Consider the following 17,701-nt stretch of genomic DNA (forward strand, 5'->3'; position numbering starts at 1 on the left):
ACTGATTCCGCAGGGCGAAGAACCGGCTACAGAATACGATAGATGCTGTAGCCGGTTTTTCCGTCAACGCGTTTGCCAATGCCCACAGCCAGCAGGTTATTGAGGTAGGCATACTTCTCGGAGGCAGTCTCGAAACGGGGCAGCACTCGCCAGTAAAGACTCTCGTCAGTGCGGCTGAGAATTCCTGCATAGGACATGTAGATCAGGGCCCCGTCTTCCGTTTCCAGAGTTACCCGCACGTCCAGTTCACTGGTGCCATCGGGGCGCGCCTTGATCCAGTCGGCCCCCACATTCAATACCGTTCCTTTCAGCCCCGGACCCTCGAAGTAACCCCCCGTAATGGGCACGACGCGGCGACTGCCGACCTGCTGGGGCTCGGTGGTATCGATGACAAAATCCATCAGAAACTCCGATTGCAGCTCGTTGCGATCCTCCGTGGCGTGTGCGACTCCGCTCAACATCGCTGTTGCAATCAACAGGAATACCCAACGGCAAATTTGTGGAACTGAATTTCGCATACCGATCTCCTCCATCTGAATTTTAGGGTGTCTGTAATCAGTGCCGGTGCTCTGCTCGGGACCCGCAGTCCCTATTATCCATCAAGCGGCGGGACGCCGGTATCCATCAAGCGGCGGGACGCCGGGCTAAACATTTATTAACATATGCAGGTACGTAACCCATGAACTACCCTTGTAGCGCAGGTCCAACACGCATCGCCTGGCGCTCCATTGGTGGAAGGCGTCGCGGGCATCCTGTTGACTTTTCTTGATTGGATGAACCCGGCGATTCCAGATAGGCTTGCGCCACTGCATGGCACATTGGTCACACGTGAACAAAGAACATGGCGCGGTCAAGCTGTTCCCGGAACCCGGCACGGTTGTTCCAGGCAGTGAATTTTACCTCCATATAAAGAAGAAGATTCGTCTCTGATGAAAAGACCCCGGTTTTTAATTCCCACCGCCCTGCTTGTTGCAACCGCAACATTGCTTGCAGCGTGTTCGGACGACGGTAAAACCCAGCAGACAAATGGCGGAAGCCAGGGGCCGTTGCGTGTGATTGTCGCCGCAGTGGAGGAAACCCCACAACGCACGCGCGTGGAGGCCGTGGGTACGTCCCGCGCCGTCCAGTCTGTCACTCTGTATCCGGTCACCTCCGGCGAAGTGGTCGCGGTCAACTTCGAACCCGGTCAGGCCGTCAGTAAGGGTGATGTCCTGGTGGAGATGGACGAACGCAACGAGCGCCTGGCCGTCCAACTGGCGGAAGTCCGGGTCGCAGATGCCGAGCGCCTGTATGAGCGATACAAGCGTTCCGCCCAGAGCGGTGCCACACTTCCCACTACGCTGGATGCCGCCCACACCGCCCTGGAAGAAGCCCGCATTGAGCTGGACCAGGCCCGCATCGCCCTGGACGACCGCTCCATCGAGGCTCCGTTTGACGGCTACGTGGGTATCACTGACGTAGACCCGGGCGACCGTATTCAGCCGTCCACCGCAATCACCACCCTGGACAACCGCAGCGCCCTATTGGTCAGCTTCGAACTTCCGGAAATGCTGGTGGGCACCCTGCGCAGCGGCGACCAGGTGGCCATTTCCACCTGGAACAGCCGCCAGCCCAGCGCCTACGGCAGCATTGTGGACATTGACAGCCGTGTGGACCCCACCAGCCGCACCTTTGTCGCCCGCGCCCGGGTGGACAACGAGGGCGACCGGCTGCGACCGGGGCAGAGCTTCCGGGTGGCCCTGGAGGTTCTGGGAGACAACTATCTTGTCGTGCCGGAAATTTCGGTCCAGTGGGGCGCCGATGGTGCCTATGTATGGTCCGTGGTCGGAAAAGAGGGCCGCCGCGTACCGGTCAATGTCATTCAGCGCCAACAGGGTGTCGTCCTGCTGGACGGGCCGCTGGCCCGCGGCGACCTTATCGTGGTCGAAGGCATCCAGCGCATGCGCCCCGGCATTGAAGTAAAGCCGGAACTGGCTCCCCCGGGCGGTGATGTGGGGGCGACCCTGTCCCGTAACATGCAGAAGGGTCCCGGCTGATGACTGAGGACAAGAAACACGGCAGCGGCGACGAGAAACTGGTCACCGAAGCGGAAATCCTCAACAGCGGCGGCGACGAGCAGGAAGGCGAACTCGCCTCCGACCTTCCCAGCCTCAGTATCCGACGCCCGGTTCTGGTCCTGGTGGTTAACCTCTTGATCGCCCTGGCCGGTATCGCGGCTCTGCTCGCCGTGGAGGTGCGCGAACTCCCGGACGTGGACCGCCCCATCGTGATGGTGCGCGCTGAATACCCGGGGGCCTCTCCCGAAACCATGGATTCGGAAGTCGCCGGCATTCTGGAAGGCGCCGTGGCGCGGGTCTCCGGCGTCAAGGACATCAGCACCTCCTCGGAGGAAAACAGCGCCCGGGTTCGCATCGAGTTCCAGCCTGGAATGGATCTGGACACTGCGGCCTCCGACGTGCGAGAAGCGGTGAGTCGGGTGGAACGCCGCCTGCCGGATCGTGTGGAAGAGGTCATCATTCTCAAGGCAGACGCCGATTCCTCTCCCATCGTGAACATCGCGATGATGAGCGACGAGTTGCTGGCCGAGGAGATGTCCCAACTCGCCGAGAAGGACATCATCCCCGAACTGATCTCCGTTGAAGGGGTGGCGGACGTCAACATCTATGGCGCCCGTGCGCGCCAGTTGCGAGTGGTCGTGGACCCACTGCGGCTGACCAGCTACGGGATCTCCGTCAGCGAAGTGGCGGCCGCATTGCGCCAGGCGGCTTTTGACGTGCCCGCCGGCAGCTTCCGGTCGGAAGACCAGGAGCTGATCGTCCGCGCTGACGCATCCACGGTGACCGCCGACCAGGTCGCCAACATCATCGTTCGCGGCACCCTCAGGGTCGGAGACGTTGCCAACGTCTTCTTCGGGCCGGAAGACGCCTACAACTACACCCGCCTGGACGGTCGTCAGGTCATTGGGCTTGGGGTTGTCCGCCAGGCCCGTTCCAACACCATTCAGATCTCCGACGACGTGCGCGCCGCCGTGGACCGCCTGAACGAGCGCTTCGGCAACATCGAACTGCGCGTCACCAACGACGATGCAGACTTCATCCGCCGCTCCGTTGAGGAGGTGGTGGTCAGCCTGCTGCTGACCGTAGGCATCGTGATCGGCACCATCTGGCTGTTCATGGGCTCCCTGCGAGCCACTCTGGTACCCAGTGTGGCCATTCCCGTGGCGCTCATCGGCACCCTCGCGGCCATCTGGCTGTTCGGGTTCTCGGTCAACATCCTCACCTTGCTGGCGCTGGTTCTGGCCACCGGGCTGGTGGTGGACGACGCCATTGTGGTACTGGAAAACATCCAGCGCCGCCGCGGCCAGGGGCTCGGGCCCCGGGCCGGCGCCGTGCTCGGCACCCGCCAGGTGTTTTTCGCGGTGGTGACCACCAGTGTGGTGCTGATCTCTGTGTTCGTGCCCATTGCCTTCCTGCCCAGCACCGCTGGGCGACTGTTCCGGGAATTCGGTTTCGTCCTGGCGGTGGCCGTGGGCATCTCCAGTTTCGTGGCCCTGTCCCTGGTTCCGGCCATGGCCTCCCGCCTGCCCGATCAGGCCGAAGGCAATCGGCTGAATCGCGGCCTGGTCCGCCTGGGATCCAGCCTGCGCCTCTTTTATGAACGCTCCGTGGGGGCGACCCTGCGCCATCCGCTCCTCACTCTTGGCGCGGGCCTTCTGATCGCCCTGGGAGCGGCCTCGGCTTTCCAGATGCTCACCCAGGAACTGTTGCCACCGGAAGACCGCGGGATCATCTACGTGAACGCCGGCGGCCCGGACGGGGTTGGTCTGGGCTATATGGAGCGCCAGGCGGACAAAATGGAGCGGATTCTTCAGCCCCTGGTGGAGAGCGGCGAGATCGCCTCCATGTTCACCATCGTCGGCACCTATGACCCGAATCAGGCCCGCATCGTCGCGCCGCTGGCGGACTGGGGCGATCGCAATCGCAGTCAGCAGGACATCATGATGGCGCTGCGCGAACCCCTCGAGCAGATTCCCGGGGCCAGGGTCAACGTAGGCAGTGGCAACAGCCTCAACCTGCGCGGCGGCGGCACCGGCAGTGTTCAGGTGGCACTGTTAGGGAATGAGTACAACGAGATCTTCGAGGCGGCCAAGGTGTTTACCCGTGCCATCGAAGAGGAAGGCGGCGCGCTGTCCCGCCCCGACATCTCCTACAACCCGACCCAGCCGCAACTTTCCGTGGAGATCGATCGGCGGCGGGCGGCGGACCTGGGCGTGGATCTGGATACCATCTCCGCGACACTGCGGGCGATGATCGCCGGCGACGAGATTGTGGACCTGAATGTAAACGACGAAGCAGTGCCCATCCTGCTCGAATCCACCACGGGCAAGATCAACGATCCCACGGACCTGGTGAACCTTTACGTCACTGCGGACAATGGCAATCTCGTGCCCCTGTCCAGCGTGGTTACGGTGACCGAAGAAGGTGTGGCGGCACAGTTGGACCGGGAAGCCCAGCGCCGCGCCATCGAAGTGGATGTGGAAGTCCGGCCGGGATACCCCCTGCAATCGGCGGTGGACGATCTGCGTCGGATCGCCGCGGAAACCCTCCCGGGCAACGTCTCCATGCTGCTTCTGGGGGAGGCGGCCACTCTGCAGGAAACCTCCAGCGAAGTGGCCATTACCTACGGCATCGCCCTGTTGGTGGTCTTCCTGGTGCTGTGCGCGCAATTTGAAGGCTTCACCAGTGCTCTGGTGGTAACCCTCATCATTCCATTCGGGATTGCGGCGGCGGTATTCGCCCTGTTCCTGAGCGGGACCTCCGTCAACATCTACTCCCAGATTGGTCTGGTGATGTTGATCGGCCTGATGGCGAAGAACGGAATCCTGCTGGTGGAATTCGCGGACCAGCTTCGCGACCGGGGCTATGAGGTGCTGGAAGCCATCAAGACCGGCGCCAGCGTTCGTCTGCGCCCGGTTGCCATGACGATGATTTCCACCATCCTCGGCGGCCTGCCCCTGATTCTGAGCGATGGCGCCGGTGCGGAAGCACGCGAGGCCATCGGCTGGGTGATCTTCGGTGGCCTGGGTATGGCGGCCCTGTTTACCCTGTATCTGACCCCCTCACTGTACCTGCTGATCGCCCGGTTCTCTTCAGCGCGCGCCGAAGAAAGCAAGCGCCTGGCGGAAGAGCTGCAGGCGGCCGAGCGGCTGGCACACGACCACTGACGCCCGCTGGTCGCGGTGATTCGCTACCGAACACGGATGTTCGGAGCGCCTCCAACCATTTTCCGACCTGACTCTCGTCAGCCCTGTGATCCACCGGGTGCTTCGCCTAAAATGGCGCGATGACTGACGACCTGTTCACCCAGACCCCCAAGCGCGAAATTCTCACCATCAGCCAGCTGAACCGCAAAGCGCGGCAGCTGCTGGAAACCCACCTGTCTCTGCTCTGGGTGGAAGGGGAGATATCCAACTTCGCCGCTCCTTCCTCGGGGCACTGGTATTTCACGCTCAAGGACAAGGACGCCCAGGTCCGCTGCGCCATGTTCCGCAGCCGCAACAACCAGGTAAGCTTCAAGCCCGCTCTGGGTAAGCACGTTGTGGTCCGGGGGCGCGTGAGCCTGTACGAAGGCCGGGGCGACTACCAGCTCATCGTCGAACACATGGAAGAAGCCGGATTCGGAGTCCTGCAGCGGGCCTTCGAGGCACTCAAGAACAAACTGGGTAACGAAGGGCTCTTCGACCCGGAACACAAGAAGACCCCGCCCCGCCTGCCGCGCCACATTGCTGTCATCACCTCCCCCACCGGGGCCGCCATTCACGACATTCTCACGGTCCTCAAGCGCCGCTTTCCCGGCATTCCCGTCACTCTCCTGCCGGTGGCCGTTCAGGGCGAAGGAGCGGCACGGCAGATCGAACGGGCGCTGCGGCTCGCCAACGAACTGGGGGAATTCGACGTGATTCTTCTCGCCCGCGGCGGCGGCTCGCTGGAGGATCTCTGGCCTTTCAATGAAGAGATCGTGGCCCGCGCCATTCACGCCAGTGCGGTGCCGGTGGTGTGCGGTGTGGGGCACGAGGTGGACTTCACCATTGCGGACTTTGTGGCCGACGCGCGGGCTCCGACGCCCTCCGCCGCGGCGGAACTCCTGAGCCCCGACGCAGGTGAGTGGCTGCGCGGCTTTGCGCGCTACGAGGTGCTGCTGCAACAAGCCATGCTGCGCAAGATCGAGCAGGCCCGCGCCAGCCTGAAAGCCTCCGCAGCCCGGCTCCGCCATCCGGGTGATCGACTGCAGAACCGGGCCCAGCAACTGGACAACCTGGAAATGCGACTATGGGGCACCATGCGCCACCAACTGCTCGCCAAGCGAACTCAATTCGAGCATTTGGCCGTTCGCCACAAGCGCTGCATCCCCATGGAAAAGATCGCCGATTACAGTCGGCGCCTGGAGCAGTTCCAGCGCTACCTGTCCTACTCGGTTCAACAGCAACTGGACGCCCGCACGCGGCGTCTGGCGCAAGCGGTTGAGTTGCTGGAGACCATGAGCCCGCTCAAGACCATCGGTCGCGGCTACAGCCTGGCGCTCGATGAAGAGGGTCGCATTCTCCGCGGCAGCAGCCAGGTTCAGGTGGGCACATCCTTCACTCTCAAACTGGCAAAAGGCGAAGTGCTGTCCCGGGTTGAAGCGGTCAATCGCGACTACGATAATCTGGATGCCACCTTCCGGAAAAAGTGAGCCGACCCTCCCGCTTGCGGGCGCCCAATGCAGCCAGTAGACTGCTTGAACTCTTGTCGGGGTGCCAGGCCCGGAGGCTTCTTTCACACGCGATGCTTGCACACGCGATGCTTTCCCACGCAAAAAAAGGAGCGTCCCGGCGGGGAACTGCTTGCAGGCAGCTTCCCAGGCTGAGATCAGCACCTGCTGAACCCGTCGAACCTGATCAGGTTGAGACCTGCGTAGGAAACAAGATGAATGCTGTACCCGTAACTCCCCACTCTGTCGCCCATCGCCAGCACTCCCCTTCCGTTTCGGGTCTGGCGTGAACTCCATGGTTTCTCCCGATTCTGAATCACCCAGGGGCCAGCTTGCCATTGCCGTTGTGGGCGCCGGCTTGCTGGGGCGGCTGCTAAGCTGGCGATTGCTGCGCCAGGGCCACCGGATCACCCTGTTGGAGGCAGGGGATCTGGACCACCCCCGGGCCGCTGCCCATACAGCGGCGGCCATGATTTCGCCCCTCAGCGAAGTGGTCAGCGCCGAACCGTTGATCTACCACATGGGTCTGGAGTCGCTGCAACTGTGGCCCCGCTGGCTGGAGACCCTCAACCGTTCGGCGGCATCGCCCATCCAATACTCGGCCACCGGCAGCATTGTGGTCGCCCATCCCCAGGACGCTGCGGAGCTGCAGCAATTCCGGCAGGACCTCCACTACAAATTGACTGCCGGGGATACGAGCCAGTGGCTCTCCTCCGCGGAATTGCGCAGCCGCGAGCCACAGCTCGCTCATTTCCCGGAAGGTCTTTACCTGCCCCAGGAGGCACACCTGGACAATCGCCGATTGCTGCAGGAACTGCTGCGCGAAATCCGCAAACTGGGTGCCCGGTGCGAGCAGCACTGTCCGGCTCACCTGGAAAACGGCGAGCTGATCGCCGCTGGATACAACAGCGACACCTTCGACTGGATCATCGACTGTCGGGGCATGGGCCGCAAAGAGGCGGAACCGGAACTTCGTGGTGTGAGGGGCGAAGTGATGTGGGTGCAGACCCGGGAGTTCAGCCTGAACCACGCCGTGCGCCTGATGCATCCGCGCTACAAGCTCTACGTAGTGCCGAAACCGGATCACCGTTTTATCATTGGCGCGACGGAAATCGAAAGTGAGGATCGCTCCGCGATCAGTCTGCAATCGACTCTGGAACTCGCCAGCGCGCTCTATACCATCAACCCGATGCTAGCCGAAGCGCGCGTTATCGAAACCGACACCAATCTGCGACCCGCCTACCGGGACAACCTGCCCCGTATCCGGGCCACTGGCAAATGTCTCAGCATCAATGGCCTGTATCGACATGGATACCTGCTCGCACCCACGATTGTGGAGCACACCACCCGGTATATCGAGGCCGGCGAACAGGGACCGTTCTGGGCAGACCTGGCGGGAGAGCGACAGCCGTTCCGAGGGGAAATAAATGCTTAAGATCAGTTTGAACGATGAATGGGTGGACGTACCCGAACCGCGACTTGCCGCCGCGATGGCGCATTGGAACTACGACTGCAACAAATGCGCAGTGGCCGTGAATGGCGAGTTTGTCCCCCGATCCAACTATGAAGCGGTCACCCTCAACGATGGCGACCGGGTGGATGTTGTCGCCCCCGTGGGAGGTGGCTGATGAGCACTGACTTTACTCTCTACGGCGAAACCTTCAGTTCGCGCTTTCTGCTGGGCACTGCCCTCTACCCTTCGGTCCAGTCCATGCTGGACGCCATCGCCGCCTCCCAATGCGAAATCGTCACTCTGGGCCTGCGCAGACAATCGCCCGGTGAAAAAGGCGGCGACAGTTTCTGGCAGGCGATTCGGGACACGGGCTGCAAACTGTTGCCGAACACCGCGGGATGCCGCTCCGTCAACGAGGCCGTTACGACGGCGGAAATGTCCCGGGAGCTGTTCGAAACCCCCTGGGTAAAGCTCGAAGTGATCGGGGACGATTACAACCTGCAGCCGGACCCATTCGGTCTGCTCCAGGCGGCGGAGGAGTTGATCAAACGAGGCTTCAAAGTGCTGCCCTACTGCACCGATGATTTGATCCTCTGCCAGCGCTTGCTGGACGTGGGCTGTGAAGTTCTGATGCCTTGGGGAGCCCCCATCGGCACCGGCCAGGGGCTGGTCAACAAACTCAACCTCAACACCTTGCGCAAGCGCCTTCCGGACGTGCCATTGATTGTGGACGCGGGCATCGGTGCACCATCACAAGCCTGCGAAGCCATGGAAATGGGTTTTGATGGAGTCCTGCTCAACACCGCCGTGGCCAGGGCCCAGAACCCGCCGCTGATGGCGGAAGCCTTCGCAGCGGCCATTGACTCGGGGCGCAAGGCCTTCGAAGCAGGTCTGATGGTCAAGCGCCAGACCGCCAGCCCCAGCACCCCCACAATCGGCCAACCCTTCTGGCACCACAACAGGCCCGGCAATTGACCGTGGGTTGGGTTAGGCGCAGCCGTAACCCCGCATCCACGAGCCAACATTCCTCAATCCGCTTGCGACCGCGGCGGCAATTGGATCGCTTCGCGCCCCGCGCGACCGCGCCACCAGTTCATCGGGCGGTGAATACCGGGATGGGCAACCAGCCAGTTCATCAGACGGTGCTTGCCGGGAAAATCCGCAATCACAATACCCAGAAAGATCGTAAGCAAACCCTGCCCCGGCAGCACCAGTAGCGCAACCCCCGTGAGCATCAGCAGCACACCCAGCACGTTGCGGAAAACTCCGACAACCGCAACCAGCACGGGATTGCCGGCAAACCACGAGCGTCGCCCGGTGCGTAAAAAATAATCCGATGGGATGCGCAGTACCGCCCAGGGAATCAACATCAGCGACACAACCATCACCAGGGCTGAAGAGCCAGCCAGCCAGGCAATGATATGTTCGTTATGCTGGGCCCAACCGAAGAGTTCGCGCAGTATAGTCAAGATGGCTTGCAGAATGGTGGCCTTGGAAGGTCAGGAAGGATAACAGAACCGGGGGCCCGCTTCTGCCCCCGTGCATGGGAGAGTGTTTGGTCGAAGGTGTATCGCTATCGTTAAACAGCTGCGAGCGCCGAATCAGGCAACCTGCTCATAGCCGCGTTTGCGCGACGAATAAATCCCGCTCAGGTAATCCGCCTGGGAGCGGCTCACCAGGTTTTCCGCCCGGGGCAGCATGAGTTGCTCCTCTTCTTCCATGTGCTTTTCCATCAGGTGGCGAAGGCGGTAAAACTTGATCTTCCAGGCCGGGTGGCCCATGTCCTCATACTCGAGATCCTGCAGCAGTTCATCCGCCTCTGCATGCTCGATCACAAACTGTCGACATTGCTCAGTGAGTTCCGGCCAACCCATCAGCGCAGAGTACAGGGACTGCTCCTCCGCGAGAGTGTGGGTCTTCATCGCGTCCAGCAATTGCGCGAACAACTTTCGTCGATCGACCGAGTCACCCTTCGTTGCGCTAATTCCATCCAGCAGCTCACGCAGATAGCGGTGGTCGACGCGGATCAGTTCAAAAATGTTCATTTGTATTCCTCTGGGCACCGGTAATCCGTTACCTGACAGCCATCTCCTGATCTCGGTATTCGGATCAGTTTTGGGTTTCCACATCCACAACACGACATCGGACTGTATGCTTGCGAACCCCTCGTGCCGTTTTCCTTTCAAAAAGTGCGCCAAGTCAATGCGCCTGACGCTCAATCCCTTGACAAGCAGCGGATCTCCGCGTCCAGCCCAACATTCAGCCGCAACCAGGTCGCCCTGTTCTGTAAGAGTTTTAAGCGCCTTGTACATTTTTCCGGCCATTCTCAACCCGCAACTTCAGTGCTCTGCGGCAGTTCGAGGGTCATTTCGATGGGGTAATGATCGGAATAAATCCGGGTTTCGGGTGTTTTCAAAACGCGCGCGGACTTCACCATTCCCGCTGGACGCGTCCAGAACCGATCCAGCCGGAACACCGGCCAGCGGGTTGGAAAAGTGGCGCCCATGGATTGCGGCTCGAGCAATTGGTCCAGTTTGCGCAGCCGGGCAGAAAACAGTTGCCACTCATTGAAGTCGCCCCCGACAACCGTGGGAATCGCGCTCGGCTGCTGCAAATGTGCGCCAAGCTTGCCGAACTGCTCCCGACGCTCAATGCGCTTGAGCCCCTTGTGGGTGTTCAGAACGTGCAGCAGCCCGCGTCCGGTCTGCAGTATGACCTCCTGGATGTTACGGGGCTGTCGACCGAAGTGGCTGACGTCGATGGTCTGGCTGAACATGACAGGGAAGCGGGTGAGAACGGCGTTGCCATACCAGCCGTGTCCCTCATACACGGCGGGTGAAGGAATCAACTCGCGAAAGTGGCTTCCACATAGGGCGGCAATGTATTCCTTCGCGTCCCTCCCGTGTGGTCGCGTGTCCATCTCCTGGAGTAATGCGAGGTCCACCTTGCGTTCCATCAGGAAGCGTCCGATCCGCTCGTAACAGTGGCGGCCATCCACACCCACACCACTGTGAATGTTGTAACTGACGATACGCAGGCTCATCCCGATCTTCGGCGCTGATAACGGTTTACAAGTTTCTGGGAAATAACCGCGACGCCCACCCACACAGAGATGCCTGCGACCAGGTAAGTAATACTCAAGGGCGTCGGATTGATGAAAACCTGCACCAGCGAATCGCCCACCAGGCCTTTCGCAATCATGGTGGGAAACATGCCAAGAAAGGTCCCGCCCATGAATTGCAAAAGCCCGATCGACGAGATGCCGGCCACCAGGTTCACCAGGCTGTAGGGCGCAATCGGCAACAGCCGCAGGGCGGCAACCCCAATGATGCCGCTGCGCCGGAATTTTTCGTCGATCACCTGTACCTTGCCGCCGCCGAATCTGCGCAGCCCTCTCACTCCCAACATGTGGCCCACCCCGAACAACAGAGCAGCGCTCAAGAGTGCACCGCAAATTCCGTACAGGGGGCCCCAAACAGGGCCGAAGATCGCGGCCACCGCCAGTGACAGAACCGTCACGGGGAAAAAGGTGATGCCGCCGATCACGTAGACCAGGCACACGGCCGGCAGCCCCCACCAGGTTCCGCGACTCTTCTCCAGGAATGCGTGGACGCTGTCTGCGTCCATTCCCGGAAAGAGCTCATTGATCAGGTACACCAGGCCCAGGATTACCGCGCTGATCGCCACAACCGTGCCAATCATCACCGTCTTGCGTCGGGGATTTCCCACCGACACGTGCCTTCCGTTCAGAAGTGGCAGGGGAGGCACCATGGGCTCTTCCGGATCGGAAAACGGTTGCATGACCATCTGCCAGGACTGGTCGGTAAAAAGCTCATCCTCAACTTCCTTGAGTCGATAGGCGTACTTGCCTGCGGGCTTGGTGAGCTTGATCAGTCCCTTGCGCCCGCGCAGAATTCTTTCCACCGCCTGGTCAGAACGGCCGCAATGCTCACCAATCAGGTCATTGCGCACGTGCGCGATCTGTCGTTGCTGAATCTCATTGCCCGCGGCGAACACCAGATCGCACTCGGTATCCAGGGTCATGGAACGGTTGCTCAGGTTTGCGGACCCCACAATGAGGTACTGGTCATCGACGACGGTCACCTTCGAGTGGATTCGCTTGTGCCCGAAGTTTCCTTCCTGGTCGTGCGCACTGGAGTAGAGCATTTGCACCCGGTGCTTCTCGACGCCCTGCTCCAGTATATTTTTAAAGTCGATGCGGCTTGCCCAGTAGGCTTCGCACTCCACTGTGCCCTTGGGACGGTAACTGCTCACCACCAGCACGCGCAGCCCCTTGCAGGCCCGCAACCGTGCGTTCAGGGCTTCGGCAATTTCCTGGCGGCTGGCAAACTGATTCTCGAGATAAATGAATCTTTCAGCCCGCGCGATCAGATCCAGGAGCATGTGGCGCACTTCCTGGGAGGGTTCCGCGTCGTCCATGAACGGGATGGTCCGGGCGATCGCACAGGGGATCTTCCTGAATAGGGGAGGAAAGGCTTTTGGCCAGGTGGGAGGCGGCGCAGCAAGGTCGTCCCGCTTCAGTTCGCGAATCGGCACCGCCGGGATGTCCGCAACCCGGTTCCACCGCCAGCGAACCAGTTCCGCAAAGTGTTCCACCACGGGACCGGCCACCACGGACTGTACATCATGCAGGGGCGTGTAGATTCCGTTCTCGTCCTCGCGCTCCGTTTCCAGCACCCGATGGTGCCGGGTATCCCAGCGCTGCACGGCGATATCCATTCCGCCGCTGAACGCGACCTCGTCATCAACCACAATGATCTTCTGGTGCTGGCAGCCGCCCATGGGGATGCTGTCGTCCAGCCAACAGTGCACGTTGTCGGGGGTTTTCTGATCCCATACCTGTTTGAGCATCAGCTCGCGCTTGCTGAAGAAGGCAAGCGAGGAGTCCCAGCGGAGCAGGTAGACATTGAGATCGGGGTTGTCTTCAGCCTTCTTCGCCAGCAGTTCACTGATCACCGAGGGCCAGGGAGAACGAAGTTCTTCCTCGCCCCGCAACAATCGGATCCGACTATCGATGTCCCAGCCAGCGATAAAGATGCTGTGGCGAGCCTTGCTGATCGCGTTGTGAATCGCCCGGTAGAAGTTCTCGCAATCCACCAGAACCGACGCGTACTCCGCGTGACTACGCCGCCAGCAATTGTGGCCCGGTTTAAACAGATTCGCTGCGTGCATTCGGTTCGGTTCGTTTCGTGAGAACGGAAGACAGCCCCGCGGCAAAACGGATGACCTAGCAGCGACGAGCAGAATCTGTACCAGGAGCAAGTGAATCCGGGCGGGAACACGAGCAGTTCAAAACAAATCTGGGTCGCAAACGACCGAGCGAATCCGCCCGAGTGCCGATGCAAAACACCTGGCAGGCTGTTCGAAGACTCGAGACGGGACTGACTCCGTCGGCCCCGTCCCTGGGCCAGACTGGAGTCGTAATGAAATGCGAAACAGCGGGGATTGAGACTCAGCGGGAGCTTGTTTTTGCTGCGGGAGCGTTCGGGTGCGGAGCGACAACGCGCTCGAAGGGAATCGCCCGCTCGGACCCCACAGGGGGCGGGAAGGCGGTCATTTCAAAACTTCCACTCACCCGGCCGGCGCCGGATCGATACTCGATCTGGCCATACTGGAACAGCTTGACGGTTCGTCTTTGCGGGTTCTTACGCGCTGAATGGGTGCGCATGGTTGGCATTCTCCTCCTGTTGGTCCCGTTAGTTGCGTGGATCCGGCCGCCAGGCGATACCCGCTCCTGATTGCGCAGCCGTGCAAAATGCGGGCGTCGGGGGGAAGAGCAAAGGCCAGGCCAAAGCTCCATCTCAGCCCGTTCTGAGTGGTTGCTCACCGGGAGTGAGCCGATTGGCGACAGCGCGGTCGATGCGCTCGGCACAGGGGCAAAGCATGCCTTTCGAGGGCCCGTTTGGCGGCCCTTGTATCTTTTATAAAGACTGGCACAAGCTACATTGTGAGGAGACACAACAATGCACGCCGGCCACGACCGAACACCTTCTGCTGATGGCCCTTTGATAAAAGAGTTTTACATCAGCTAGCGGCGCTTCTTTTTCTTTTCCATTTTTTTGACGTGAGACATGAGGCGACGCTTCCGGGCCTGCTGTCGCTCTGTGAGCTTGTTCTTGCGACCAGCATATGGGTTGTCGGAGCTCTTGAACTGAATCTTGAGCGGAGTTCCGTGCAACTGAAGCGCGGTTCGGAACGTTTTCTCCAGGTAGCGCACGTAATGGGCCGGCACTTCTTCAGTCTGGTTGCCATGGATCACCACGATTGGCGGATTGTGTCCGCCCGTGTGCGCGTAGCGCAGTTTGATCCGGCGACCGCGCACCATCGGTGGCGCGTGATCGGCGACAGCGCCTTCAAGGATGCGGGTGAGAAAGTTGGTGCTGAACTTGTTGGTGGCGGACTGGTAGGCCTTCTCCACGGATTTGTAGAGGTGGCCGACACCGGTGCCGTGCAAGGCGGAAATGAAGTGCACGTCCGCAAACTGCACGAAGCGCAGGCGGCGATCCAGTTCCCGCCGAACCGCGTTTTTCTGATCCTCATCCAGGCCGTCCCATTTGTTGACGGCTACTACCAGGGCGCGGCCGGCATCCACCACGTTGCCCATCAGGTGCAGGTCCTGGTCGACCAGGCCCTCGCTGGCGTCGATGAGCAGAATCACCACGTTGGCATCCTGGATCGCCTGCAGGGTTTTCACGATGGAAAACTTTTCCACCGTGAGTTTGATGTTTTTGCGCCGGCGCACGCCCGCGGTATCGATCAGAGTGTAGGGCTTGCCGTGTCGCTCGTAGTCGATGTAGATGCTGTCCCGCGTGGTGCCCGGCATATCGAACACCACCACCCGCTCCTCGCCCAGCATGCGGTTGACCAGGGTGGATTTGCCCACATTCGGGCGACCCACCACGGCGATCTTGATGCCCCGGGCACCGTCCTCGGAGGCCGGCTCCTCTACCGCTTCCGGCAACCCTTCGACCACGCGGCTCATCAGGGCCCTTACGCCACGCCCGTGGCTGGCGGTAATCGGATGCACTTCCCCAAGGCCCAGTTCAAAGAAGGGGGCGATGGCCACGTCGTGGTTGAGACCGTCGATCTTGTTGGCCACCAGGAAGGTGTTGCGATTGGTGCTGCGCAGGTGACTGGCAATGGCCTGGTCGGCGGCGGTCAGACCATCGCGGGAATCGACCAGGAATAACACCGCATCGGCTTCTTCGATCGCCAGCAGAGACTGACCTGCCATCAACTCGTCGATGCCCTCCTCGTCCCCGCTGATACCGCCGGTATCCACCACGATGAAGCGGCGGCCCTCGGCCTCGCCTTCGCCGTACTTGCGGTCGCGGGTGAGCCCGGCAAAATCCGCCACGATGGCGTCCCGGCTGCGGGTGAGCCGATTGAACAGCGTGGATTTGCCCACATTGGGGCGCCCCACCAGAGCGATCACGGGCAACATAGGTTCATACCTTCAGGGCAGCGGATGCTGCCAGACTTGGAAATGCCGCACCGATATCGGCGCGGGTAGCGACCGTCCCCGCACAACGCGCGAGGCGTTTGCAGGGAGCGGCCAGGGAAGGGAACTGCAAAAACGGGCTCTGGAGCACGGACTGCTTCGTTCACCGGGCCTCGGCTTGAAGGGCCACCAGGTCGCCACCATTGCTGTAAACATACAGCACGTCGCCCACTGCGAACATGGGGGAGCGCAGGCCGGCGCTGTCGATCCGCCGGCGGGCGACGATTCCGCCCCCATTCTGATCCAGCAGGTGCAGGTAGCCGCCTTCTTCGTCCCCCACTGCCACATAGCCGCTGACGGCCATGGGAGCGGTAACTTTCCGGCGCAGCAGTTCTTCGTTGGTCCAGGCTTGCTGGCCGTTGCGGACGTCATAGGCTTCGATACGGCTGTTTGCCGTGACCAGGTATACGTTGCCGCCGCCGGAGCTCAGGTCGTTGAAGGTGGACGCCGGCTGGGTCCACAAAGGGCGTCCGGTAGCGCGGCTCAGGGCCAGCAATTCGCCCTGGTAGCTGGCCACAAAGAGGATGTTGCCCACCAGCAGAGGAGATGCATCCACGTCCACCATTCGCTCCAGCTCACTGCGGCCCTGGGGAATGGCCACCCGCTGCTCCCAGATCAGCAGCCCGTCATCCGCCTGCAAGGCAACCACTTTGCCGTTCGCAAACCCGGCGTAGACCGTATTGGCCACTACCAGTGGCGTTGCGTTGCCGCGAATCGTCAACAGGGGCATGGTGGATTCGTAGACCCACAACTCCTCGCCCGTCGCCTGATCCAGCGCTGTCACCCGGCCGTTAAAGCTTTGCGCCACGACAATGCGTCCGTTCCCCTGGGGCTGGCTGAGGACCTCACTGGCCACTTCGCTGCGCCAGCGTTCGCTGCCGTCTTCCGCGTCCAGGGCAATCACTTCGGCGTTGTAGGTGCCGACCAGCACCAGATCTGAACTCACGCCCACACCGCCGGACACCGGTTCGTCCAGCCGGGTGCGCCAGAGGCGCTCGCCCGTCAGGCGATCAAAGGCCTGAACATCGCCACGGATGTCCGAGGCGAAAATCCGCTCCCCTTCCACTGCTGGCGTCAGGAGGGTGTAACGCTCGTCCTGTCCTTTGCCCACACGAGCAGACCAGATTTCCTTCAGACTGGCCTGGGCCTCAAAGCTCTGGAGCTCCATCGGCTCCAGCTCCTCGGGTGTCGAGCTGCAGGCGCCCAGAAAAAGCGCGGCAAGCACGAGCGTCCCGCCGGCGATTACACGTGGGAAAGTCATGAGCTTTCGGCTCCGGTGTTGTTTTCGGCCGCCGGCGTACCACCCGCAACCTGCAGGTCGTCCATTTTCATTTGAATCGTTTCACGGCGGTTCGACTGGGCAGGCAGAAGCTCCTCCAGCGCCTGCTGATAGGCGGTCACGGCCTCTGCGGGCTGCTCCTGTGCCACCAGCACGTCGCCGCGCAATTCCGCATAGGCCGAAGCGAAGGCGCCGGGCTGTTGAATGTCCAGAGTCGCCAGGGCCTGCTCGTAATCGCCCTTGCCGTAGAGAACCTGGGCCAGGCGCAAACGGCCCAGCAAGGCGATCTCCTCGCTGTGGTTCTGCTCAACCACCCAGCTCAGGTGTTGTTCGGCCCCATCCAGATCGCCGGCCTCCACCGCAACCCGCGCCATCAGCATGGCCCCGTTGCTGGCGTAAAGCAGGCCGCTGTAGTCGGCTTTCAGTTCCTCGGCAATACTTTCTGCCCGTTCGCGGTCCTGCTCGCCGAGGTTCGCGCCCGGCTGGCCGGCGACCACCTGGGTCAGATCTTCGTAGAGCATGGACGCGGACTCACGAGCCTGCTGCTGCTGGGATTGCCAGCCCTGCCAACCGAAATAGCCCACCAGCGCCACCACGACGCCGATCACAATGGATCGGCCGTTGTCAGCCCACCAGCGTTTGAGGGTCTCTATTTGTTCTTCTTCAGTCAGATGTTGAGCCACCGTGTCTCACTCCT

General features: G+C 61.3%; 15 protein-coding genes and 1 riboswitch. Of the genes, 6 read left to right on the top strand and 9 right to left on the bottom strand.

Going from position 1 to position 17,701, the window contains the following annotated elements:
* Nucleotides 1-26: 26 nt before the first annotated feature.
* Nucleotides 27-518 (bottom strand): DUF3237 domain-containing protein, encoded by a 492-nt coding sequence (locus tag ACURWW_RS14680; RefSeq protein WP_445617754.1) that lies wholly within the window; start codon nucleotides 516-518, stop codon nucleotides 27-29.
* Nucleotides 519-929: 411 nt separating this feature from the next.
* Between ACURWW_RS14680 and ACURWW_RS14685 the strand changes: the two genes are divergently transcribed.
* The 6 genes from ACURWW_RS14685 (at nucleotide 930) to ACURWW_RS14710 (ending at nucleotide 9,178) form a co-directional block, all read left to right on the top strand.
* Nucleotides 930-2,036 carry an efflux RND transporter periplasmic adaptor subunit gene (locus ACURWW_RS14685; RefSeq protein ID WP_445617755.1) on the top strand — a complete coding sequence of 369 codons (1,107 nt, stop codon included), beginning with the start codon at nucleotides 930-932 and terminating at the stop codon, nucleotides 2,034-2,036.
* Nucleotides 2,036-5,224 carry an efflux RND transporter permease subunit gene (locus tag ACURWW_RS14690; protein WP_445617756.1) on the top strand — a complete coding sequence of 1,063 codons (3,189 nt, stop codon included), beginning with the start codon at nucleotides 2,036-2,038 and terminating at the stop codon, nucleotides 5,222-5,224. Before ACURWW_RS14685 ends, ACURWW_RS14690 begins: the two co-directional genes overlap by 1 nt.
* A gap of 119 nt (nucleotides 5,225-5,343) precedes the next feature.
* Nucleotides 5,344-6,732, top strand: coding sequence for an exodeoxyribonuclease VII large subunit (gene xseA, locus ACURWW_RS14695; protein WP_445617757.1), 1,389 nt, complete (start codon nucleotides 5,344-5,346; stop codon nucleotides 6,730-6,732).
* A 130-nt stretch (nucleotides 6,733-6,862) separates the two neighbouring features.
* A riboswitch (TPP riboswitch) is annotated at nucleotides 6,863-6,977 on the top strand.
* Between the two features lie 68 nt (nucleotides 6,978-7,045).
* Nucleotides 7,046-8,185: a glycine oxidase ThiO gene (gene thiO / locus ACURWW_RS14700; RefSeq protein WP_445617758.1), complete on the top strand. Its 1,140-nt coding sequence runs from the start codon at nucleotides 7,046-7,048 to the stop codon at nucleotides 8,183-8,185.
* Entirely contained in the window at nucleotides 8,178-8,378 is a 201-nt protein-coding gene (gene thiS / locus ACURWW_RS14705) for a sulfur carrier protein ThiS (protein ID WP_445617759.1), read from the top strand. The genes thiO and thiS overlap by 8 nt, the downstream gene beginning before the upstream one ends.
* A complete protein-coding gene (locus ACURWW_RS14710; RefSeq protein WP_445617760.1) occupies nucleotides 8,378-9,178 on the top strand; it encodes a thiazole synthase in 801 nt (266 codons plus the stop codon). Before thiS ends, ACURWW_RS14710 begins: the two co-directional genes overlap by 1 nt.
* A 53-nt stretch (nucleotides 9,179-9,231) precedes the next feature.
* Here the strand turns inward: ACURWW_RS14710 and ACURWW_RS14715 are convergent, their stop codons facing one another.
* The 8 genes from ACURWW_RS14715 to ACURWW_RS14750 form a co-directional block, all read right to left on the bottom strand.
* Nucleotides 9,232-9,672 (bottom strand): hypothetical protein, encoded by a 441-nt coding sequence (locus ACURWW_RS14715; RefSeq protein ID WP_445617761.1) that lies wholly within the window; start codon nucleotides 9,670-9,672, stop codon nucleotides 9,232-9,234.
* 132 nt (nucleotides 9,673-9,804) lie between these two features.
* Nucleotides 9,805-10,248 (bottom strand): hemerythrin domain-containing protein, encoded by a 444-nt coding sequence (locus ACURWW_RS14720; RefSeq protein ID WP_445617762.1) that lies wholly within the window; start codon nucleotides 10,246-10,248, stop codon nucleotides 9,805-9,807.
* Nucleotides 10,249-10,529: 281 nt separating this feature from the next.
* Nucleotides 10,530-11,246: an endonuclease/exonuclease/phosphatase family protein gene (locus tag ACURWW_RS14725; protein WP_445617763.1), complete on the bottom strand. Its 717-nt coding sequence runs from the start codon at nucleotides 11,244-11,246 to the stop codon at nucleotides 10,530-10,532.
* Nucleotides 11,243-13,396, bottom strand: coding sequence for a VTT domain-containing protein (locus tag ACURWW_RS14730; protein WP_445617764.1), 2,154 nt, complete (start codon nucleotides 13,394-13,396; stop codon nucleotides 11,243-11,245). Before ACURWW_RS14730 ends, ACURWW_RS14725 begins: the two co-directional genes overlap by 4 nt.
* Nucleotides 13,397-13,676: 280 nt before the next feature.
* The gene (locus ACURWW_RS14735) at nucleotides 13,677-13,892 is read right to left on the bottom strand and encodes a hypothetical protein (RefSeq protein ID WP_445617765.1); all 216 of its coding nucleotides are present in this window, start codon (nucleotides 13,890-13,892) and stop codon (nucleotides 13,677-13,679) included.
* A gap of 360 nt (nucleotides 13,893-14,252) precedes the next feature.
* On the bottom strand, nucleotides 14,253-15,668 hold the full coding sequence (der, locus tag ACURWW_RS14740; protein ID WP_445617766.1) for a ribosome biogenesis GTPase Der: 1,416 nt from the start codon (nucleotides 15,666-15,668) through the stop codon (nucleotides 14,253-14,255).
* Between the two features lie 160 nt (nucleotides 15,669-15,828).
* Nucleotides 15,829-16,986, bottom strand: coding sequence for an outer membrane protein assembly factor BamB (bamB, locus tag ACURWW_RS14745; RefSeq protein ID WP_445617767.1), 1,158 nt, complete (start codon nucleotides 16,984-16,986; stop codon nucleotides 15,829-15,831).
* The gene (locus ACURWW_RS14750) at nucleotides 16,983-17,687 is read right to left on the bottom strand and encodes a YfgM family protein (protein ID WP_445617768.1); all 705 of its coding nucleotides are present in this window, start codon (nucleotides 17,685-17,687) and stop codon (nucleotides 16,983-16,985) included. The genes bamB and ACURWW_RS14750 overlap by 4 nt, the downstream gene beginning before the upstream one ends.
* Between the last annotated feature and the right edge of the window lie 14 nt (nucleotides 17,688-17,701).

This window comes from Gilvimarinus sp. F26214L, assembly GCF_054401055.1.

Bases quoted from the DNA above. Each gene is read 5' to 3' on its own strand.
- ACURWW_RS14730 (WP_445617764.1), bottom strand. From the start codon at position 13,396: ATGCACGCAGCGAATCTGTTTAAACCGGGCCACAATTGCTGGCGGCGT.
- bamB (WP_445617767.1), bottom strand. From the start codon at position 16,986: ATGACTTTCCCACGTGTAATCGCCGGCGGGACGCTCGTGCTTGCCGCG.
- der (WP_445617766.1), bottom strand. From the start codon at position 15,668: ATGTTGCCCGTGATCGCTCTGGTGGGGCGCCCCAATGTGGGCAAATCC.
- thiO (WP_445617758.1), top strand. From the start codon at position 7,046: ATGGTTTCTCCCGATTCTGAATCACCCAGGGGCCAGCTTGCCATTGCC.
- xseA (WP_445617757.1), top strand. From the start codon at position 5,344: ATGACTGACGACCTGTTCACCCAGACCCCCAAGCGCGAAATTCTCACC.
- ACURWW_RS14680 (WP_445617754.1), bottom strand. From the start codon at position 518: ATGCGAAATTCAGTTCCACAAATTTGCCGTTGGGTATTCCTGTTGATT.
- thiS (WP_445617759.1), top strand. From the start codon at position 8,178: ATGCTTAAGATCAGTTTGAACGATGAATGGGTGGACGTACCCGAACCG.
- ACURWW_RS14685 (WP_445617755.1), top strand. From the start codon at position 930: ATGAAAAGACCCCGGTTTTTAATTCCCACCGCCCTGCTTGTTGCAACC.
- ACURWW_RS14725 (WP_445617763.1), bottom strand. From the start codon at position 11,246: ATGAGCCTGCGTATCGTCAGTTACAACATTCACAGTGGTGTGGGTGTG.
- ACURWW_RS14710 (WP_445617760.1), top strand. From the start codon at position 8,378: ATGAGCACTGACTTTACTCTCTACGGCGAAACCTTCAGTTCGCGCTTT.
- ACURWW_RS14690 (WP_445617756.1), top strand. From the start codon at position 2,036: ATGACTGAGGACAAGAAACACGGCAGCGGCGACGAGAAACTGGTCACC.
- ACURWW_RS14735 (WP_445617765.1), bottom strand. From the start codon at position 13,892: ATGCGCACCCATTCAGCGCGTAAGAACCCGCAAAGACGAACCGTCAAG.
- ACURWW_RS14720 (WP_445617762.1), bottom strand. From the start codon at position 10,248: ATGAACATTTTTGAACTGATCCGCGTCGACCACCGCTATCTGCGTGAG.